Annotated in this window: 14 protein-coding genes; 7 read left to right on the top strand and 7 right to left on the bottom strand. The window is 43.3% G+C overall.

The window, feature by feature from the left end; translation table 11 throughout:
* Positions 1 to 2 precede the first annotated feature (2 nt).
* Positions 3 to 860, top strand: a complete 858-nt coding sequence (locus BM378_RS01900) for an aminotransferase class IV (protein WP_074988436.1) — start codon at positions 3 to 5, stop codon at positions 858 to 860.
* Between the two features lie 56 nt (positions 861 to 916).
* Here the strand turns inward: BM378_RS01900 and BM378_RS01895 are convergent, their stop codons facing one another.
* Both BM378_RS01895 and BM378_RS01890 read right to left on the bottom strand, forming a co-directional pair.
* Positions 917 to 1,900: a WD40 repeat domain-containing protein gene (locus tag BM378_RS01895; RefSeq protein ID WP_074988434.1), complete on the bottom strand. Its 984-nt coding sequence runs from the start codon at positions 1,898 to 1,900 to the stop codon at positions 917 to 919.
* 637 nt (positions 1,901 to 2,537) lie between these two features.
* Positions 2,538 to 2,915: a VOC family protein gene (locus tag BM378_RS01890; protein WP_065979219.1), complete on the bottom strand. Its 378-nt coding sequence runs from the start codon at positions 2,913 to 2,915 to the stop codon at positions 2,538 to 2,540.
* A gap of 150 nt (positions 2,916 to 3,065) precedes the next feature.
* Here BM378_RS01890 and BM378_RS01885 point away from each other — a divergent pair, with 150 nt between their 5' ends.
* A complete protein-coding gene (locus BM378_RS01885; RefSeq protein ID WP_065979218.1) occupies positions 3,066 to 5,093 on the top strand; it encodes a S9 family peptidase in 2,028 nt (675 codons plus the stop codon).
* A gap of 893 nt (positions 5,094 to 5,986) precedes the next feature.
* On the opposite strand, the gene BM378_RS01880 is transcribed toward BM378_RS01885, so the two are convergent.
* On the bottom strand, positions 5,987 to 7,588 hold the full coding sequence (locus BM378_RS01880; RefSeq protein WP_036972569.1) for an isocitrate lyase: 1,602 nt from the start codon (positions 7,586 to 7,588) through the stop codon (positions 5,987 to 5,989).
* A gap of 234 nt (positions 7,589 to 7,822) precedes the next feature.
* Between BM378_RS01880 and BM378_RS01875 the strand changes: the two genes are divergently transcribed.
* On the top strand, positions 7,823 to 10,000 hold the full coding sequence (locus BM378_RS01875; RefSeq protein ID WP_074988433.1) for a malate synthase G: 2,178 nt from the start codon (positions 7,823 to 7,825) through the stop codon (positions 9,998 to 10,000).
* A gap of 404 nt (positions 10,001 to 10,404) precedes the next feature.
* Here the strand turns inward: BM378_RS01875 and BM378_RS01870 are convergent, their stop codons facing one another.
* The 4 genes from BM378_RS01870 to BM378_RS01855 all read right to left on the bottom strand — a co-directional run bounded on the left by BM378_RS01870 (position 10,405) and on the right by BM378_RS01855 (position 14,991).
* Positions 10,405 to 11,130, bottom strand: a complete 726-nt coding sequence (locus tag BM378_RS01870; protein ID WP_036972571.1) for a YebC/PmpR family DNA-binding transcriptional regulator — start codon at positions 11,128 to 11,130, stop codon at positions 10,405 to 10,407.
* A gap of 174 nt (positions 11,131 to 11,304) precedes the next feature.
* Positions 11,305 to 11,922: an HAD family hydrolase gene (locus BM378_RS01865; protein WP_036972573.1), complete on the bottom strand. Its 618-nt coding sequence runs from the start codon at positions 11,920 to 11,922 to the stop codon at positions 11,305 to 11,307.
* 133 nt (positions 11,923 to 12,055) lie between these two features.
* On the bottom strand, positions 12,056 to 12,553 hold the full coding sequence (locus BM378_RS01860; protein WP_036972575.1) for a DUF6702 family protein: 498 nt from the start codon (positions 12,551 to 12,553) through the stop codon (positions 12,056 to 12,058).
* Entirely contained in the window at positions 12,553 to 14,991 is a 2,439-nt protein-coding gene (locus BM378_RS01855; RefSeq protein ID WP_036972576.1) for a M1 family metallopeptidase, read from the bottom strand. Before BM378_RS01855 ends, BM378_RS01860 begins: the two co-directional genes overlap by 1 nt.
* Positions 14,992 to 15,252: 261 nt before the next feature.
* On the opposite strand from BM378_RS01855, the gene BM378_RS01850 reads away from it, so the two are divergent.
* The 4 genes from BM378_RS01850 to BM378_RS01835 all read left to right on the top strand — a co-directional run bounded on the left by BM378_RS01850 (position 15,253) and on the right by BM378_RS01835 (position 20,809).
* On the top strand, positions 15,253 to 15,489 hold the full coding sequence (locus BM378_RS01850) for a hypothetical protein (protein WP_036972578.1): 237 nt from the start codon (positions 15,253 to 15,255) through the stop codon (positions 15,487 to 15,489).
* Positions 15,490 to 15,624: 135 nt separating this feature from the next.
* Entirely contained in the window at positions 15,625 to 15,861 is a 237-nt protein-coding gene (locus tag BM378_RS01845) for a hypothetical protein (protein ID WP_036972579.1), read from the top strand.
* Positions 15,862 to 15,929: 68 nt separating this feature from the next.
* Positions 15,930 to 17,162: an exonuclease SbcCD subunit D C-terminal domain-containing protein gene (locus tag BM378_RS01840; RefSeq protein ID WP_065979216.1), complete on the top strand. Its 1,233-nt coding sequence runs from the start codon at positions 15,930 to 15,932 to the stop codon at positions 17,160 to 17,162.
* Positions 17,159 to 20,809 carry an AAA family ATPase gene (locus tag BM378_RS01835; protein WP_074988431.1) on the top strand — a complete coding sequence of 1,217 codons (3,651 nt, stop codon included), beginning with the start codon at positions 17,159 to 17,161 and terminating at the stop codon, positions 20,807 to 20,809. Before BM378_RS01840 ends, BM378_RS01835 begins: the two co-directional genes overlap by 4 nt.
* Positions 20,810 to 20,815 lie beyond the last annotated feature (6 nt).

Genomic DNA, 20,815 nt, shown 5'->3' with positions numbered 1-20,815 from the left:
CAATGGGTACGGTATACCTAAACGGTGAATACCTAAGTGCTGATGAAGCAAAGATTTCACCAATGGATCGCGGCTTTTTATTTGGCGATGGCATCTATGAAGTGATCCCATCTTACAACGGTAAAATGCTCGGCTTTGGTGCGCATATCGAACGCATGAATAACGGCTTAAATGAGCTCGAAATAAAGCTAGATTACAGTGCTGATACGTGGCGTAAAATCTGTAACGATTTATGCGAAAAAAACCACGGTGATAACCTCGGCATTTACTTGCATGTTAGTCGTGGTGCCGACACAAAACGCGCCCACGGCTACCCAAGCAATATCACGCCAACCGTATTCGCCTTTGCCTTTGAAATTCCTGCAGAGCCCAAAAGCGATATCGACAGTGCAACAACGTACACGGTATCACTTGAGCAAGACCGTCGTTGGCAACGCTGCCATATAAAATCAACAGCGCTACTTGGCAATGTTATGCATTACCAACATGGCGCAGCAGCGGGCAACAAAGAAACAATTTTATTTAACCGCTTAGAAGAAATTACCGAAGCCAGCTCAAGTAATGTGTTTATTGTAAAAGAGGGGGCGATCAGCACTCCACCTCTTGATAACCAAATTTTACCGGGGATCACTCGCTGGTTAATCCTCAATATTTTACACAGCCACAGTGATTTTAAGGTGCAAGAGCGCATTATAAGCAAAGATGAGCTACTCGATGCCGACGAAGTGTGGATCACCAGCGCCACCAAAGAAGTGGGCCCAGTGGTAAAAGTGAACGGTAAATTGGTGGGTGACGGTAAACCGGGTGCAGTATGGCAACAAGTACAAAGCTTGTTTACCAAGCATAAATTTGATTACTAGTTAAAATTAGAAATCTAAAAAACGCCTACTTAAAGTAGGCGTTTTTGTTTTATCTGCTATTTGCTGCTTTTTGGCTCAAACGGCCAAGCCTGTAATAGACCGTCACTGGTTTCTGAATACAACTGCGTACCATCGTAAGCCACACTCAGCACCGAGGTACGTTGGCGCTGCTGTTTTGCTTCATATTCAGCGATTAGCTCGCCATCAGCAACACGGTATAATCGCATCTTCATTTTTGGCGATCCCGTTAATAGCCATTTGTCTTGATTGATAAATTGCGATGCAGTGAACTCAATAAAGTTAGAGTATGAGGCTACCTCAGCAAGTTCTTTTTTATTGGCTAAATCAAAGAAAATTCGGTCATCGACCGAGTCGATTGCAAAGCCTAACGTGCCTGCTTTATTTAAGGTGACGCGATTCACTCTGGTAGCTAAACGCTGTTCAAAGCGTGTACTGCCATCACTCGTTGACCAAAGCTTAACGTATTTGTCGCTCGAGCCGGTAAACGCCCATAGCCCATCAGCCGACAACGCCACACTATTAATATCAAGACGATGAATGTCAAAGCACTTAGTATCGCCCGTACGGGTATTTATTACCTCAGCCTTGCCGCTACGATAAGCAATCACTAATGTATCGCCTGACGCTGAAATAGCGATATCTCTGGCTATCTCCTGCCCTGTTAGCCAAGAGCCAATACTTCGACCCGTGCGGGTATCAAATAAGGTCACCGATAAACGATTAGAAATATAAAAACGCGATTTGTTAGCACTAAACCCCGCAAGCTCTATATGCTCAGCGCCCTGCCCTGTTATGCAATCGTATAGACGTGCTTTTAACTGATTATCCCAAACACACACTTTAGACTCAGTTGCGAGTAGAGAGTGACTGGCATCTTCAGTCAATGCTGCGGCACTTAATAACTCATCACCATGAGCAAATTCATCCTTTGCAGGCGCGGTATACACCTCACCCCCACCACAACCCACAAGGCTTAAAGCAAATAAACAAGAAAGCGATTTAAGCAATTTCGACGTCATACTACTACTCTTATTTTTATAATTATTTTGTATAGCAGCAGTGTAATAAAAATAAGTAGAAGTGTGTAGGAGTTCTGACTTTAGCTGTCAGCTTTCGATGGTTAGTGGTTAGTGGTTAGTGGTTAGTGGTTAGTGGTTAGTGGTTAGTGGTTAGTGGTTAGTGGTTAGTGGTTAGATAGTCGAGGTGCGAGGTAGGAGGTGCTTTAGCGCCGAACAAAAACCGCTTCATCACTGCTAAGATAACCCCACGATTTTCTTGTAGGCGTGAAATTTATTTCGCGCGAGGCCATCACCAGTTGTGCAATCTTGCAGGTGCGAGGTGCGAGATGCGAAGTGCGAGATGCGAAGTGCGAGGAGCGAGATGCGAAGTGCGAGATGCGAGGTGCGAGATGCGAGGTGCGAGGTAGGAGGTGCTTTAGCGCCGAACAACAGCCGCTTCATCACTGCTAAGATAACCGCACGATTTTCTTGTAGGCGTGAAATTTATTTCGCGCGAGTCCGTCACCATTTGTGCAATGTTGCAGGTGCGAGGTGCGAGATGCGAGGTGCGAGGTAGGAGGTGCTTTAGCGCCGAACAACAGCCGCTGCTACATTTGCTAGGCCCTATTTTCTAGTGCCTAGCGCCTGCTCACTTTCCTCACCCATGTGTAAAACAAAACACATTAAGTTTATTACCATCTAGGTCTCTAAAGTAACCGGCATAGAAACCGGGCATTTCGCGAGGACCCGGAGCACCTTCATCTGTTCCACCGAGTTCAATGGCTTTTTTATAAAATTCATCAACTTGAGCTGGTGTTTCAACGGCAATTGCAATCATCGTACCGTTACCAACAGTGGCTTTTTCATCATTATAAGGTTTTGTAACTGCAAAGCCTGGTTTATCTTGGCCTGTGCTCCATGCCACAAAGCGGTCAGTTTCTAAAAAGCGCTCAGCGTTTAAGGTAGAAAAAAGTTCATCATAAAACTTCACCGCTTTAGCTAAGTTATTCGTGCCTAACATTATGTAACCAATCATTTTCTGCTCCTTAAGAAAAAAATAGTGTGTTCAACATAGAAGGGAATTGGGCATCTGTCTATTGATTTTTCCATTCATCGCAATGAACTATATTTTTATGGTTTGCTACTTTATAACAGAATATACACCGACCAATAACAAGGAATCATTATGAAGTTCAAAGCGTCTTTGGCGTTACTTGCTGTAGCCAGCTTTTATAGCCACGCACAAACTAGCAACACATTCCAACTTGAAAATGTCTTCGATCTTGAATACGCGAACCAATTAGAAATGACAAAAAATGGCGAGACCATTTTTTTCGTACGAAATCGAATGGACATTAAAACCGATCGCAAAGTCAGTAATATTTGGTCGGTTAATCCTGATGGTAAAACAATGCTACCGCTTACATCCGGCGTACATATGGATTACTCACCTGTGTTGTCGCCTGACGAAACTCGCTTGGCATTTATTTCAACCCGTGATGGGAGTAGCCAAATTTATGTTAAGTGGCTAAAAACAGGGAATGTCGCAAAAATTAGTAACCTAACGCAAAGTCCGGGTGGTTTAACATGGACGCCAGATGGTAAAAATTTGGTGTTTAGCCAATTTGTTCCTGAAAAATCAGCCGGCCCTGTGTCTTTACCGGGCAAGCCTGAAGGCGCTAAGTGGGCGGAGCCTGCAAAATATATTGATGACGTCTATTACCGTGCCGATGGGGGCGGTTATACAAAGGCGGGTTATCGCCATTTTTTCATGATCAGTGCAACTGGCGGTAACGCGCGTCAGCTGAGCTTTGGTAACTTTGATCATGGCGGCTCAATTAGCTTTAACGAAACGGGTGATGCTTTTTATTTTTCAGCTAATCGTCATGAAGATCATGAGTTAAAACCTACTAACTCGGAAATTTACAAATTAAACGTAGCTGACTTATCAATTTCACAGGTGACCGACCGGGTAGGTCCTGACTCACGACCAGCAGTCTCTCCCAATGGCCGATACCTTGCCTACACAGGCTACGATGATAAAAAAACAAACTATGAAAACAGTGACATTTACCTTCTTGATTTTAAGTCTGGTGAGACCTCAGTTTTAACAACAGACCTTGACCGTAGCGTTGAAGAAATTAAGTGGGATGATGACAGTAGAGGCATTTACTTTAGCTATGACAGCGAAGGGAAAACGCATTTAGCGTACCAACCTCGAAACGGTAAACACAAGGTTATTACCGAGAAGATAGGCAGTGTGGCATTTGGTCGCCCGTATTCAGGCGGAGATTTTGATGTAAGCGAAGACGGTGATGTTGCAATTACACTGGCTGACACTCAGCGCCCTGCAGATATTGCATTAATTAAACGCGGTAAAGTGAATCGTTTAACTCAACTTAACGAAGATGCACTTGGCAACAAAGAGCTGGCTAAAGTGGAAGAAATTTGGGTTAAATCAAGCCATGATGGCTTAGCTGTTCAAGGGTGGATTGCCTACCCTCCTGGCTTTGATAAAAACAAAAAGTACCCATTGGTACTCGAAATCCATGGTGGGCCCGTTGCAAACTATGGACCTCACTTTAGCCCTGAAGTTCAGTTGTTTGCTGCGAAGGGCAATGTCGTTCTATACATGAACCCACGTGGCAGTGACTCATACGGTAAAGAGTTTGCGCAAACAATTCATCATAACTACCCAAGCAATGACTTTGATGACTTGATGACAGGTGTCGATGCGGTTATCGCTAAAGGCTTTATTGATGAAAGCAAACTGTTTGTTACTGGAGGCTCAGGTGGTGGCGTATTGACGGCATGGATTGTGGGTCATACTGATCGCTTTGCAGCTGCCGTTGTTGCGAAGCCGGTTATCAATTGGATCAGTTTTGTACTAACTGCCGACTACTATCCTTTCTTTGCTGATTATTGGTTTCCGGGCAAACCTTGGGACAATATTGAGCATTATATGAAACGCTCACCCATTAGTTATGTAGGTAATGTAAAAACTCCTACTATGCTATTAACGGGTGAGTCTGATTATCGCACGCCGATTTCTGAAACAGAGCAATTCTATCAAGCGTTAAAGCTACAAGGTGTTGATACGGCAATGGTACGCATTCCAAATGCGTCACATGGCATTACAGCTCGTCCATCAAACTTAATGAGCAAAGTAGCGTATATTCAATGGTGGTTTGATAAGAACAGTGGAAATGATTAACAACATAGAGCGAAGCAAGAACGTTTCATTTGCGCAAGGTGAACTGATTTCGTGACGCAGTTTCGTTTAACTTATCGCAAAAAGTATTAGACGCGATTTTATATCGCGTCACTTGCAAAGCATAAAATGTAAAATAGTTTCGCACATACCAGTAGCAGTGGCTTTATGCCGTGTCATGAATAAAACCATTACGCGGGGTAAACCCGCTGTTACTTTTTGACTTTACTCTTAACCATTATTGTAAACCCCCTTTACAGTACATATGTAAGTAACTCCTTACATACATTTCTCAAATATCGGACATAGTCTCCTCATCAGTTAGTAAAAAATCGGTTTATGGCCAATATCAATAACTTGAGTTGGTAAAAAATCGGTTTGTGCCGCTAAAAACCTAGCATCAGTTAGTAAAATTTTGGTTTGTAGGTCGTTTAAGTTGGTAAAAAATCGGTTTATAAACGAAGTTCTCCTCGCAAATTACCGCCCATAATCAGCTATAAAAGCCAATTTTGGCCTTTTACCCAGACTTATAAGCAATAAATAGACTGAATCAACCAAGAAATAGCGGAGGTAGTTAAATCCTGATCCAAAAAATGCAGGCTGGTAAAAGCGTGATCTGTCTTTTCTAAAAGCTAGTAAATGGCTGATCCAAGACTTAGTTAAACTCTGATCTGAGATGCGAGGTGCAAGATGCGGGATACGAGGTGCGGGATACGAGATGCGAGGTGCGAGATACGAGATGCGAGATGAGAGGTGCGAGATGAGAGGTGCGAGGTGCGAGGTGCGAGATGCGAGTTACGGGATGCGAGTCTGAAGACTGATAACTAAAAGTGAAAAAGGGCCCGAAGGCCCCTAACAACATTATTGAATAGCTATAAAGGAATATTACAACTTGGTTAGAACTGGTTCATGGTGTTTGCTTCACCGCCCGCTTTCAGTGCGTTTTCACCAGAGAAGTACTCTTTGTGCGTATCACCAATATTAGAACCTGCTAAGTCTTGGTGTTTCACTGACGCTTGCTCACGACGGATTTCTTGACGTTGAACATCGCGAACATACGCTAGCATTCCTAAGTCACCAAAATAACCTTCTGATAGGATATCTGTGCTTAGCGCCGCAGTGTGGTAAGTCGGCAGTGTAATTAAGTGATGGAAAATACCGGCTTCACGCGCACCATCTCGTTGGAAGTTTTGAACAAGCACATCAGCCGCTGCAGCAAGCTCAGTATCATCCATTTCTGGTGCCATTAATGCTTTGTTGTCATCAATGCTTGGGTATGCAGATAGGTCTTTACCTTGCTCTTGCCATTCAGCGTATACTTGCTCACGGAACTTAAGCGTCCAATTGAACGAAGGTGAGTTATTGTATACAAGCTTCGCATTTGGCACGTGCTCTTTAACGCGGTTAACAAGCTCTGCAATTTGTTTAACGTTTGGTTTTTCTGTCTCAATCCACAGTAAATCTGCGCCTGATTGCAAGCTTGTTACACAGTCGAGTACAACGCGGTCTTTCTCTGTTCCTTCACGGAATTGGTATAAACCATTGTCTAAACGTGTTGGTTTACATAGTTGGCCATTCAGCTTCATTGCTGTGTCGCCTTCGTTTAACTCATCAACACTGTTTACAGGCGTTGTTTCTAAGAATGAAGTATATTGGCTTGCCAAGTCGCCAGGCGCTTTAGATACAGGTACTTTTTGTGTCAAGCTTGCACCTAGTGAGTCAGTACGCGCAACAATAATACCGTTATCAATGCCTAGCTCTAGGAATGCATAACGAACCGCATTGATTTTTGCTAAGAAATCTTCATGTGGAACGGTTACTTTACCCGCTTGATGACCACATTGTTTTGCATCAGATACTTGGTTTTCAATTTGAATCGCACACGCACCTGCTTCAATCATTTTCTTCGCAAGTAGGTATGTTGCTTCTTCATTACCGAAACCAGCATCGATATCGGCAATAATTGGCACTACGTGGCTTTCAAAGTTATCAATTTTATCAAGGACTGCTTGTACGTCTCCGCCGTTTGCTTTCGCCGCATCGAGGTCTTTATAAAGGTGATCAAGCTCACGTGCATCTGCTTGCTTTAAGAACGTGTAAATTTCTTCAATTAGCGCTGGAACAGAAGTCTTTTCGTGCATGCTTTGGTCAGGTAATGGACCGAACTCTGAGCGCAGTGCAGCAACCATCCAACCACTTAAATACACGTAGCTGCGTTTCGTTGTTTTATTATGACGTTTAATCGCCATCATCATTTGTTGTGCAGTAAAACCGTGCCAACACCCTAAAGATTGCGTGTATTGGCTGTGGTCTGCATCGTATGCTGCCATATCGGCGCGCATGATATCTGCTGTATACTGTGCGATGTCTAACCCTGTACGAAAACGGTTTTGTAAACGCATGCGGCTTGCATATTCAGGGTTAATTGATTGCCACGTTTTGCCCTGGCTTTGGCATAAAGTCGCTAAGTTATCTGTTTCGCGTTGATATGTAGTCATAATAAAAATCCTTCGAACGGGTTCATTTAATCTTTTTTGTTAGTGAGAGTGGCTAAGAAGTGTTCGCTCCGTAGCGCTTAAATCAACATTAGGCCGATTTTTTGGATTTAGTAAATTTATAGTTGTTATTGCCACTATATTTTTGGTGAATGACATTTAGCCTGCCATTTACCCTTTTTTACGATATGGTTGAGTCATGACTGATCGAATTACGACCGTTTAAAGGACACTATTATGACCACCACTCTCTCACTAAATGGGTTAAGTGTTGACCAGCAGCTAGCACAGTTCGTTGAACAACAATTGCTACCTGGTACAGACATTTCTCCAGCTGCGTTTTGGCAAGGCTTTGCCGATATTGTTAATGAGTTAACTCCTATCAATCGGGCGCTTTTAGAAAAACGCGAACAACTGCAAGCCAAGATTGATAACTACCATAAACAGCAGCCGGTATGGGATGCAGCCAATTACCAACGTTTCCTTGAGGAGATTGGCTACCTGGTGCCAGAGCCCGCCAGTTTCAAAATTGAAACCGAACACGTAGAGCCCGAAATAGCCAATACAGCAGGCCCTCAGTTAGTTGTGCCTGTTAGTAATGCACGCTTTTCACTGAATGCAGCTAATGCACGCTGGGGCTCCTTGTACGATGCGTTGTACGGCACCGACGTGCTCAGTGAAGACGATGGCGCAGAAAAAGGCACTGCATACAATCCTGTGCGAGGCTTTAAAGTAATGGCTTTTGCACGCCAATTCCTTGATAAAGCGCTGCCTTTAGCCAATGGCTCACACATTGAAAGTACCAGTTACGCCATTGTGAATAACGAGCTACTTATCACCTTGCGTGATAGCAGCCAAGTGCGTCTGGCACACCCAGAGCAATTGGTTGGTTATCAAGGTGAAGCACAAAATCCGAGTGCTATTCTTTTGAAAAATAATGGCTTACATGTTGAGCTACAAATCGATCATCATCACCCAATTGGACAAGCAGACAAAGCGGGCCTCAAAGATGTTGTACTTGAAGCAGCACTAACCACCATTATGGACTGCGAAGATTCTGTTGCTGCGGTCGATGCTGAAGACAAAGTTAATGTCTACAAAAACTGGCTTGGTTTGATGCAAGGCAACCTTGTTGAAGCATTCAACAAAGATGGGAAGACTATTGAACGTCGCTTAGCTGAAGACCGCCAATATCAGGGTATTAATGGCGAAACGGTGACCCTAAAAGGGCGAAGCATGATGTTTGTGCGTAACGTAGGCCACTTAATGACAAACCCAGCAATTCAAGATAGCGAGGGGAATGATGTGTTTGAAGGCATAATGGATGCCATCATCACCAGTACCGCAGCCCTGCATGACTTAAAAGGCACGCACGGCCTTAAAAATTCGTCAGCTCACAGCATCAATATTGTTAAACCCAAAATGCACGGCCCAGAAGAAGTGGCCTTCACCAATACCCTATTTACACGTGTTGAACAGATGCTTGGTTTACCTGCAAACACCATAAAAATGGGGATTATGGACGAAGAGCGCCGCACTTCAGCAAATTTAAAAGCCTGTATTTACGAAGCTAAAAACCGTGTTGTGTTTATTAACACAGGTTTCTTAGACCGTACAGGTGATGAAATTCATACCTCAATGCAAGCAGGTGTCGTACTGCCTAAAGGCGCTATAAAACTAGAACCTTGGATCAGTGCTTACGAAGACCGTAATGTCGATATTGGCCTTGCAACAGGCCTCAGTGGTAAAGCGCAAATTGGTAAAGGTATGTGGCCAATGCCTGATAAAATGGCGTTGATGATGGAACAAAAAATTGGCCACCCGAAAAGCGGGGCTAATACCGCGTGGGTGCCCTCTCCTACTGCGGCTACACTGCATGCAATGCATTATCATGATATTGATGTATTTGCCTGTCAAAAGACACTGATGGACCGTAAAGAAGCAAGCCTCACACGCTTACTTACCCCCCCACTGATGAAAGACCCAAGTACGTTATCAAAAGAAGATATCCAAGCCGAGCTTGATAACAATGCACAAGGCATTTTAGGGTACGTTGTGCGCTGGATTGATCAAGGTATTGGTTGCTCAAAAGTGCCAGATATCAACCATGTAGGCTTAATGGAAGACCGTGCAACGCTGCGTATTTCAAGCCAGCATATGGCGAACTGGCTGTATCATGGTGTATGCAATGAAGAGCAAATTCGTAAAACGATGGCACGTATGGCTAAAGTCGTCGATGGGCAAAACGAAGGGGATCCAGCTTACACCAATATGGCTGACTCAGCCGAAAGCCTAGCACAAAGTGTTGCGTACCAAGCAGCATTAGCCCTTGTTTTAGAAGGCGTTAAACAGCCAAGTGGTTATACTGAACCATTACTGCATGCGTTTCGTATAAAGTATAAGTCTCAACATTAATCACTTTTCTCACTCCCTTTCGAGTTTGATGTGTCGTTCTTTGCAGCCTTCGGGCTGCTTTTTTTCGTCTAAAAATCAATAAACGCATGTATATATACCATTTCGCTTAATTAAGTGGTCTATTTTGAGGCAATAATACATCGTTGATAACAAGACAAAAATTTTGTATTGAGTTGTGCTCGGCAATTGCGCCTACTTTTATATCTATACAGTCGTTAGTGAGCGCTGTCTTACACGCTTGCGACTCATGTTATCCCTACAATAATTCAGTATTTTTTCAGCTTGATATTGTTATTTAACGGAATAAATACAGTGAATAATGGCCATTCATCGGCTAATAAAAATTGATCAAAAAAGGGGCATTTGTTATCAAATGCCCCTTTTTACGTGCTAATTTTTTAAAATTAGTTTTTGACAATCGCATTGTGATAAACGTTTTGAACGTCATCACAGTCATCTAACATCGTGATGAACTTTTCAAAATTAGCAATATCATCTGGATCAGTGATCTCAGTATGTACTTGTGGAACAAACGTGATTTCGTCTATTTCAAATGTAATACCTTCAAACGCTTCTTCAAGTGCTGTTTTTGCTTTGTAGTATTCTGTATGCGGTGCAAATACTGACACTTTGCCGTCTTCTACTTCGACATCCGTCACGTCAACATCAGCCATCATTAGGGCTTCGAGTACCACTTCGTCATCTTCGCCAGCAAAACCAAGAACCGCGAAGTGATCGAACATGTGCGCGACACAACCAGGCGTCCCAATTTTTGAGTCAGTTTTAGTGAACGGTAAACGCACATCTTTAATTGTGCGGTTAGGGTTGTCTGTTAAACAGTCAACAATCACCATACAGTTACCTGGGCCATACCCTTCGTAACGTGCTGGAGAGTAGTCTTCCCCTGCTCCACCGGCTGCTTTTTTGATGGCATTTTCGATTACATGCGCAGGAACCTGATCACGTTTTGCACGTTCAATAATGCGTTTTAATGCTTGGTTTACTTCTGGGTCGGGTTCACCATTCTTTGCAACAACGTAGATCTCTTTACCGTACTTAGAATTTACTTTTGTTTTTGCATTGGCCGTTTTAGCCATGGCGTTTTTGCGGACTTCAAATGCTCTGCCCATCTTATGCCTCTATGAATACATTTGATAATTGCCGATATTTTAGCAATTCATTGTCGCTTGGGCTAGTACCAGGTCTGTTTATCGTTCTCGCTTAAATAGACAACAACTCAGGCGACAACCTTGAACGTAAAAAGTTAAGTAAAACGATGCAGAAATAATTAAAGGAAGCGCTATTTAACATAACACTTTATTTTGTTGAAATGCGCCAACTAAATTAGGTAACTCTGAAAAATGATGCAGTATGTAATCTGCCTGATCAGCATAGTCAGGAATGTCATCTGGCGCATACAAACAAGCACGCATATTCGCATTATGTGCCGCTTGAATATCAAACAAATAATCGCCAACATACAACAGCTCTGATTTATCAAGCTCCCAAAGCGTTGCAATCGCATTGAGCGCACTTGGATCTGGCTTTGCTGGCGCATCTGAGCGAGTCAGCACTGTTTCGATTGGCAAAGGGTTATTTTTAAGTTTGATTGCTGCAGCACGGTCATAATTGCGCGTAACAATAGCCATTGGAATATTATTTTCTTTGAGTGCAGTAACCGCACTGGCAACACCTGGCAATAAATGCGAGTGCTGCGCATCTAAAAGCTCATGTTGATGCACGATGTTCATCGCTTCTTCGCGCATATAAGGTGAAGGTAAAGCGGCTATAAAGGCTAACAAATCTTTTTCAAGCGGGCAGCCAACTTGCGCTTTAATCAGTGAAAAATCGAGTTCTGACGAAACCAAGGTGCCGTCTAAATCGAAAATGACACCACGTATATTGTTATCATGGATATTCATATAAATCCCTGTATATGAGAATTGGGGGAAAATTTTAAGACCCATTAATAAGATAGTGTACGATAACCGTTAATTAAAGGATCAAAGGATTAAAAAATAGACTTTTTAAATCCTTTTTTATCGGATAGGGTTATTATTTAATTGACTCAAATTTAGCTTCAAGCCAGTTATCATCTTGGCTAAAGGTAAGTGTTTTCACCTTTCCTTTGCCTTCAATATTAACCATATTGACCTGTGCAGGCCATAAATCACGTAACGCGCCATTGCTCATACGAATCCCTTTGATGCCTTCAGGGATGGTGACTTCTTGGTAAACCCAAAAGAACTTACCATCAACTTGCGCTCCCACTTTTTTAAGCTCAAGTTGCTTGCCCTCTAAGGTTTGCAGTGCAATGTGTGACTCAACATAATCAGCAAAACGCTTTTGATCTTCTTTGTTACTTAAGATATCGGCATTGCCATTAAACAAATGTTCAACAGCATGCTCCGTATCGTGCAAATAAAAGCGATGCATTAGCTCTATGTTATTAGTGCGTTTATTAAATAATACCGTAGTCACAGACGCTTTTAACTGGTGCGCCATCGTTGGCGCACTCAGTAATAAAGCGAAAATAATGGCTATAAAGCGCATTATTTTTGCTCCTCAGCATCTTTTTCGTCGTCTTTTTTCAGCTCAGTTTTGATATCTTGCATGATATCACGGCTCACTTTCGCTTTACTCTTCTCACGCTTATACACTTCGATACGCGATGGAATAATACGACGAGGGTAGTTATTGTTTTCCACATCAACATCGGCTGTTTCCCAGCGAGGGTCAACCGTAACAGACACTAAGTTTTTACCTTTTTCAGTAATAATTAGCTTTTGTACGTGCTTGTGGTTACGACGCCAGATTTCAGCAGGAATGTACTGTTCTTCTTTCGTGCCATCTTCATAGGTCAGCTCTAATAAGATAGGCATCACTAAGCCACCTAAGTTTGAAAACTCAAGCACATAGTAGTTTTTATCTTCCTTAATTGCACGTTCAAACGTTTTACGCTCCCACGGCTCTAACCCCTTAAGGAACTTGTTATACGCGTTACGTTCTTTGTTAGTCACTGTAAAGCGGTCGTTTTCGTCATAGAAATCTGTGACATCTGGGTTTTCTTCAACCCATAACTTTTTGCCTTCTTCTTTATTGCGTTTAACGAATAATGGCATTGGTTTATCAGCTTCAATGTCGCGAAGACGATTAAAGTCGATATCAGGATTCTTTGTGTCTAAACGCAGTTGATAAACCTTGTCTAACGAGATATCAACATGGTCTGTGGTGTAGAACCAACCACGCCAGAACCAGTCTAGATCAACCCCTGACGCCTCTTCCATAGTACGGAAGAAATCTGCAGGAGTAGGGCGTTTGTACTTCCAACGCTGCGCGTACTCTTTAAATGCAAAGTCAAACAGCTCACGACCCAGAATCACTTCACGTAAAATATTAAGTGCAGCAGCAGGTTTAGTATACGCATTAGGTCCTAAACGTAATACGCTGTCAGACTGTGTCATAACGGGTACTTGGTTTTCAGACTTCATGTATTCAACAATATCACGCGGCTCAACACCCCAAGGGATTGTGTGGTCCCATTCGCGCCCCGCAACACCATCTAGGAAGCTGTTTAGACCTTCGTCCATCCACGTCCACTGACGCTCGTCTGAGTTAACAATCATCGGGAAGTAAATGTGACCGACTTCGTGGATAACAACACCAATTAAGAAACGTTTTTCAGCTTGAGAGTAAGTACGGGTGCCATCGTCTTGAAGCTCTGTACGCGGACCATTAAATGTGATCATGGGGTATTCCATCCCCCCAACAGGGCCATTGACTGATTGAGCCACAGGGTAAGGGTAGTCAAACGAAAAGCGTGAATACACTTCCATTGTGTGCACAACAGCTTCGGTAGAATATTTCTTCCACAGGTCACCGCCTTCTTTCGGATAGAAAGACATTGCCATCACTAACGGCTGTTCTTTACCACCTTGATGGTAGCCTTTTGCATCCCACATAAACTTACGTGATGATGCCCATGCAAAGTCACGCACGTTCTCGGCTTTAAAGTGCCATGTTTTGGTTTTGTCGGTGCCTTCTTTCTCGTTCTCAAGTGCTTCTTCTTCGGTCACGATAAATACAGGGCGCTTAGCGTTTTCAGCTTCTTCAAGACGATTACGCTGCGCACGTGTTAATACACTGCCTGGGTTATCTAGCTTACCTGTTGCCGATACAATGTGATCCGCAGGAACGGTGATTTCGACATCATAATTACCAAATTCCAGTGTAAACTCACCGCTTCCTAAGAACGCTTTGTTAGTCCATGCTTCATAGTCTGTGTACGCAGCAAGACGCGGGAACCACTGTGCTAATAAGAAGATATCGTTGCCGTCTTCTTCAAAGTGTTCATAACCTGAACGTGCGCCTACCGCATCTTCTTCAACAATGTTAAAGGCGAAGTCCATGCTGAACTCAACGTCTTTACCCGGTTTAAGCGGCTCATTTAGGTCAATACGCATTAAGGTATCAACCACGGTTACTTTAAGCTCTTTTCCGTCTTCGTCTTTAACATTGGCGATTTGAAAACCTAGCTCGTTGTCGGCCATAAATTGCTGACGACGTAACTGGCCTAAGCTCAATTTAGTGGCTTTCGGCTGAGGGTCACCTTGCAATGTTTTACCATTGAAAGTAGCGGTCATCTCAGCAATTGAATCAGATTTAAAAATATTTTGGTCTAATTGTAACCAAAGGTACTTTAATGTGTGAGGTGAATTATTCTTATATTCGATAGTTTGACGCGCTGTTAAGCGACGTTTTTTCTCATCAAGGTTTACATCAATGTCGTAATTTACTTGCTGTTGCCAGTAGTTTTCGCCGGGTTCACCCGCGGCGCTACGGTATACGTTAGGCGTTGCAAGTGCTTCATCAAGTTGACGGAACTTGTCAACAAATGAGCCTTTAGTTTGCTCAACAGACGACCCCATGACTGCGGTTGATACTGCTAAAGGCAATACCAAAGCACTCAAAGTAATAACTGCTTTTTTCATTGTTAATCCTGTAAAATATGCGTGAGCGTAACATCTCAAATCACTAACAAAATTTCAATAAAATCACGATAAAGTGCGGATTTTTTAGGGTAGTATTCGCGCTTTCCTAGCCTGTATTTTTCAATCCTTTCATCTGCTATTAACAATACTGTAAAGCCCCTTTACAAACCTAACAGGTTCAGTGCTAATTCATACCCCCGTATTACACTTAAAATATAGCGAGGTTGCTTATTTTTTGTTTAAAGGTAAGAGGGGACTTAAATGAAGTTTTACATTGTAAAAAAAGACTCTCGATTAGCTGCTATTCCAGCAGAAGAATCGGTTTTAAACGAATACAAAGCACGCGGATTTGAGTTTGTAGAGGTCATTGCCGCTCGCGATGAACCCGATGCACTATCGCGTACCACTCCCCATGCAAAACGCCCTAAAAAATGGCTGTTTTATGGCTCTACGCTGGTTATTTTGAGTCTAATTGCAATTATTTTCGCAATAAAGTAGTTTTTGCGACATTTTCTATTGAAATTTACTGCTGTTTGTATTTAAAATCGCCCACTTTTTTCGATTTGGGTGTTTATGTGTGTCTATTCATACCCAAAAAATGTTTCGGTAATCAGCATAGAATTCGGTGAGCGTATGGATTTTTACATCCTAAAAAAACAACAAGAACTAATTGCAATTCCAGCGGACGAACAAAATTGTAAACAATACCTAGATTCGGGGTATTTCTATATCGACAAAGTAGCGGCATGTAATGAAACCAATGCCCTTAAAGTTTTACAGGCCAAACAAACAAAGGCTATCAAAGTGCCCTTAATAATGGCACTGCTTGCTTTGCCTATGGTGTTGTTTGCGTGGTATAGCTTAAGTTAAAAACGAGGCTGGGCATCGAGGCTCAGCTTAGGTATATTGTCGCTCTTAATAAATAATAAGAGCGTTTAATGAAAGTCCTTCATACTTCTGATTGGCATTTAGGCCAACAATTCTACGAACATTCCCGCTTCGAGGAACATCAGGCTTTTTTAAACTGGTTAACGGAGACTCTCGCAGCACAGCACATCGACTTATTACTCGTTGCTGGCGATATTTATCACACGGCGACACCGCCTGCGAGTGCAGAAAACCAACTCTATCAATTTATCAAGAACACCAAACAACGTTGCCCAGATTTACACATCGTGATTATTGCTGGTAATCATGACTCGGCAAACCGTATCATGGCTGCAAAACCCTTACTGGCTCAATTTGATACGCATGTGGTGGGTCGGTTCGATACCGCAAGCCCAAAAGATGTCGTACTGCCTATATCAACAAAAAATGGCCAAGCACATGTTGTTGCCATGCCATTTTTGCGAAGCAGCGATTTAAGTCACTATAATCGCCAAGAAGAGCAGCCTTTAAGTTACAACCAAGCAGTGGCACTGGCTTATAAAGATGCACTAAATGCTGCCGGTGAGTTACCGAAAGCACCGCTAATAGTAATGGGACACCTCCATGCAAAAGGCGGCGATATTTCGACAGACTCAGAGCGAAACTTAGTGATTGGCGGTGAGGAGGCTATTTCGGCTAACATTTTTAGTGAACAGGCTGATTACGTAGCCCTTGGTCACTTGCATAAAGCACAAACCGTCGCCAAGTCTGAGACCATTCGTTACAGTGGCACCCCCATGCCGATGTCCTTTTCTGAGCGCCGTTACCAGCACCAAGTTATGTTAATTGAGCTTTCTGATTCAAGTTGCACTGTAAACCCCCTTTACATACCGAGCTTTTGTAAAGTCATACTGCTCCCCGAAAAAGACTGTGTGCCGCTGAGTGAATTGTGTGAGCTGTTGAGTGAACTTGATTTAAGCGATGAAAACTTAGCGCCCTATTTACGCGTTAAACTGAGCGCTCACGACACCGACACCACGTTTAGAGAGCAAATTGAACAAGCGCTGGCAGGTAAGCAGCTTAAGTTTTGTGGGATTGAACGGGTGCGACAAGAGCGCAATCATCAAGACGATGAGCAAGCCTTGTTTGACGATGTGTCGCAAATCGAAGCCCTCAATCCACATTCGTTGTTAGAGCAAGCCTTTGCCAATCATAAAGATATGGCAGGGCAAGCAGTGCCAAAAGAGCTCGAAGACTTATTAAGCGACGTTATCGATGAGTTGAATACGGAGGACGTGCTATGAAAATTTTAGCGATACGTGTTCATCAATTGGCATCCATTGTCGATGCCGAAGTCGATTTTACAGCTTCGCCATTAAAAGAAGCCGGGCTATTTGCCATTACGGGCGATACCGGGGCAGGTAAAAGTACGTTACTTGATGCCATTTGTTTAGCACTGTATACCAAAACCGCGAGACTTCGTGGCGACACAGGTAATAAAATTGACTTTAATGGCGATAATATCAAGCTCAATGACTCGCGAAATTTATTACGCCGTGGGGCAGGGCAGGGCTATGCCGAAGTGGACTTTATAGGCCAAGATAAACATCACTACCGTGCTCGCTTGAGCTTTAGCCGCGCACGGAACAAAGCGAATGGCAAATTACAACAAGCGCAACACACGCTTCATTCATTGCCTGACGAAACCTTAATTGCCGATAGAAGTAATGCCAGCAAAGAAATAGAGCGCATTATTGGTTTAAGCTTTGATCAATTTTCGCGGGCGGTGTTACTTGCCCAGCATGAGTTTGCAGCCTTTTTGAAAGCCACAGGGGATGAAAGGGCACAACTGTTAGAATGCTTAACTGGCACCGACAAGTTTAGTCGTATTGGGCAACGTATATTTGAACGTCACCGCGAACAACAACAGGCTCTTGAGCAATTAAAACTGAGCTTGGCGAACTTTAAGGTATTAAGCCCCGAAGAGTTAGCGGCTAAGCAAGCTGAGCATCAGTCGCTATTAACGAAGCAAACTGAACTACAAAACCAAATAAAGCAGCTGGAGCAATACCAAACTTGGTATAAACAGGCGGCGCATCTATCAGAACAAATAACGCAAGCGGAACACACAAAGCACCAAGCTGAGCAGCAATTACAACAACTTGAAGACAAGGCAAAGCAAGCCAAACAAGCGCAGCAGTGCTTAGAAATAAAAGATAACCGTGAGCGCACAGCAACAATTAAAGCCCAGCAAGTGCAGCTTGTAGAAAACCGTGAGCAACTTTTAAAAATTGATCATAACGCCCTGATAAGTGACGCAGAGCAAACGCTAAACAAACACACTGAGCAGTTAAAGCAAGCGAAACAAACGCAAAAAGATGCTCAGCCAATCATTAGCCAAGCACGTGAGTACGATAAACAACTGGCGGTATTGAACCAGCAAGCACACGCTCAAAAAGCACAACTCGAAAAAGCGAACCAGCATAACACCGAGCTGAGCAATAAACTTAATACGGCAAAGGCTGAGCAACAACAGCAACATCAGCAACAACAAGCGCTCACTAATTGGTTAGCGACACATGCGCAGTGGCAACCATTAGCGAAAGACTGGTCATATTATAAAAGTGAATTAAGCCGCTTTAATCAACTGCAGCTTCGTATTGATAAAACAAATCAAACGGTAAAGTCACTTCAGCCTACGGTGACTGAACAGCAGCACAGTCGTCAGCAATTACAAAAACAGTATCAAGCGCTTGAGCACGCACTAAAAACGCTGAATGAACAAGACGCTAGCTTCAAAGACCGTTTAAATAGTCAGTCTATGGCCGACATAGATGCACAACTAGAGGCGATTAAACACCTTATTGAAAAGCGTCAACTGTGGCAAAGTAATCAGCAACAATTAAAAGTGTGGCAAAGCCAATCAGACACCTTAAATCAAAATAAACAACAGTTACAAACAGCCCTCAGCGCGATAGGGCAGGATGTAGAAAACGCCCAACAACAGCTGACACTATGTGATAAAAATTTACAGCAAGTTCAGTTAAGAGCCAGTGAAGGGGTCAGCCAATTAAGAGCCACTTTAAAAGCGGGTGAGCCATGTGCTGTTTGTGGTTCGACTGAACACCCGTTTCAACATGATGTGGTTAATGCGCAGTTTAGTCAGCTCATTAATGATTTTACTGAGCAACTTAATAGTGCCAAACAGCACCTAAATAATCAGCAAGCTTTACAGCAAATAAAAAGTAATGAGCTGACAGCCTGCACTCAGCAAATAGCGTCATTAGAGGGGCAGGTGAGTGAACTCGCCGACCAACAGAACACGCTCAAACAGACCATGGCGGCAAATCGTACAGAGCTGAATGATTTAACCGAGGCGCAATTAAACGAGCGTCAGCAGCAGCTCACGAGCCAGAAACAGCAGTATTTTAAAGTGCTTGAGCAACAACAGCAGCTGCAAACATCATTAACAGCCAAACAAGCAGAGTTTAATCAAAAAGGGCAAGCACTGCATGCAGCAGAGCAAAAACTGAGTGAAACACAGCAGCAACTCAACACTGAACAAGCGCGTTTAAACGAGCTAAATGCAGAGCATCAGCAACTGCATACCACACTCGACGACACCTTTAAAAATGCCCCTTGGTGGCAACAGCTCAATGAGCAGCAGGTGTTATTAGAGACTATTGCAGAGGATGTGCAACGCTATCAAACGAAACTTCAACAATCAGATGAGCTAACGAAGGCTCTAACAAGCACTGAGCAAACCATCGCGCATTTACTGCCTCAGCAACATGAAGCAGCAGAAGCGAAAGCTAAGTGCACTGCGCAACTTGCCCATACCGAGAACGAGCAGGCTGATTTGCATGAAAAACGCATTGCCTTGTTTGCCGATGCGAACATGTCGGTCGATGAGTATATTGCACAACTTGAACAGGCCATTGACTCGTTACAGCAAACAGTGCAACAGGCTCAACAACACCTAAGCAATGCGGTTAAAGCACGTGACGAGCACGCTATTCAAATAAGCCACTTAACGATGCGTGAAAAAGAGTTAAGCGATGAACAAGCTGCGCTTGAAAAACGATTCACGCAGTGGTTTAGCGAGTTTAAAGCACAGCATCCTTCACTTTCTGAAGACGCAATTACAACGCTTTTAAGCATCAGTAGCGAATCAATAAAGCAAACACTCAACGAGCACCACGCGGCAGAAAATGCGCTAAAAGAAACTCAAGCAGCTTTAAAACAGCTGCATTCATCGCAGTCGGCGCATTTAAAAGATCAGCCAAAGCACAGCGAAAGCGACACTGAAACTGAACTAGCTAACGCCGTTAATGCCCAGCAACATACGAATCAATCGCTGATGCAAGTAGGCAGTGAGCTGCACACGCACCAACAAAATAGCCAAGCATTAGCAGATAAACAGCAATTATTAGTGCAACAGCAAAAGCGCTACGAGCACTGGCATTTACTTAATAAAGTGCTGGGTGATGCCAGTGGTAAAACCATGCGTAACTTAGCGCAAACGCAAACTCTCAAAATACTGCTGCATTATGCCAATAGCCACTTACACACTTTAAACAAGCGCTACAAATTAACGGCTATCGGGCAAACGCTGGATATTGCCATCATTGATAAAGACATGGCCGATGAGCAGCGTTCTGTTAATACTTTATCAGGCGGGGAGTCGTTTTTAGTCTCGCTGGCACTGGCTTTGGGGCTTGCCTCGTTGTCATCGAATAAAGTGCAAATAAACTCTTTGTTTATCGATGAAGGGTTTGGTACGTTGGACAGTGAAACGTTAAGCATCGCGATGGATGCTCTCGATTCGCTGCAAGCACAAGGCCGTAAAGTAGGGGTTATTTCGCATGTATCTGAAATGACCGAACGCGTGGCCACGCAGGTACATGTAGCGAAAAAGCCCGGTGGTTACTCAACCATCTCTGTTATTTAAAGGATT

The organism is Pseudoalteromonas lipolytica (genome assembly GCF_900116435.1).
Taxonomy (GTDB): Bacteria; Pseudomonadota; Gammaproteobacteria; order Enterobacterales; family Alteromonadaceae; genus Pseudoalteromonas; species Pseudoalteromonas lipolytica.
Note: the sequence above shows the minus strand (reverse complement) of the source record. Positions and strands in the feature narration are given on the sequence as shown.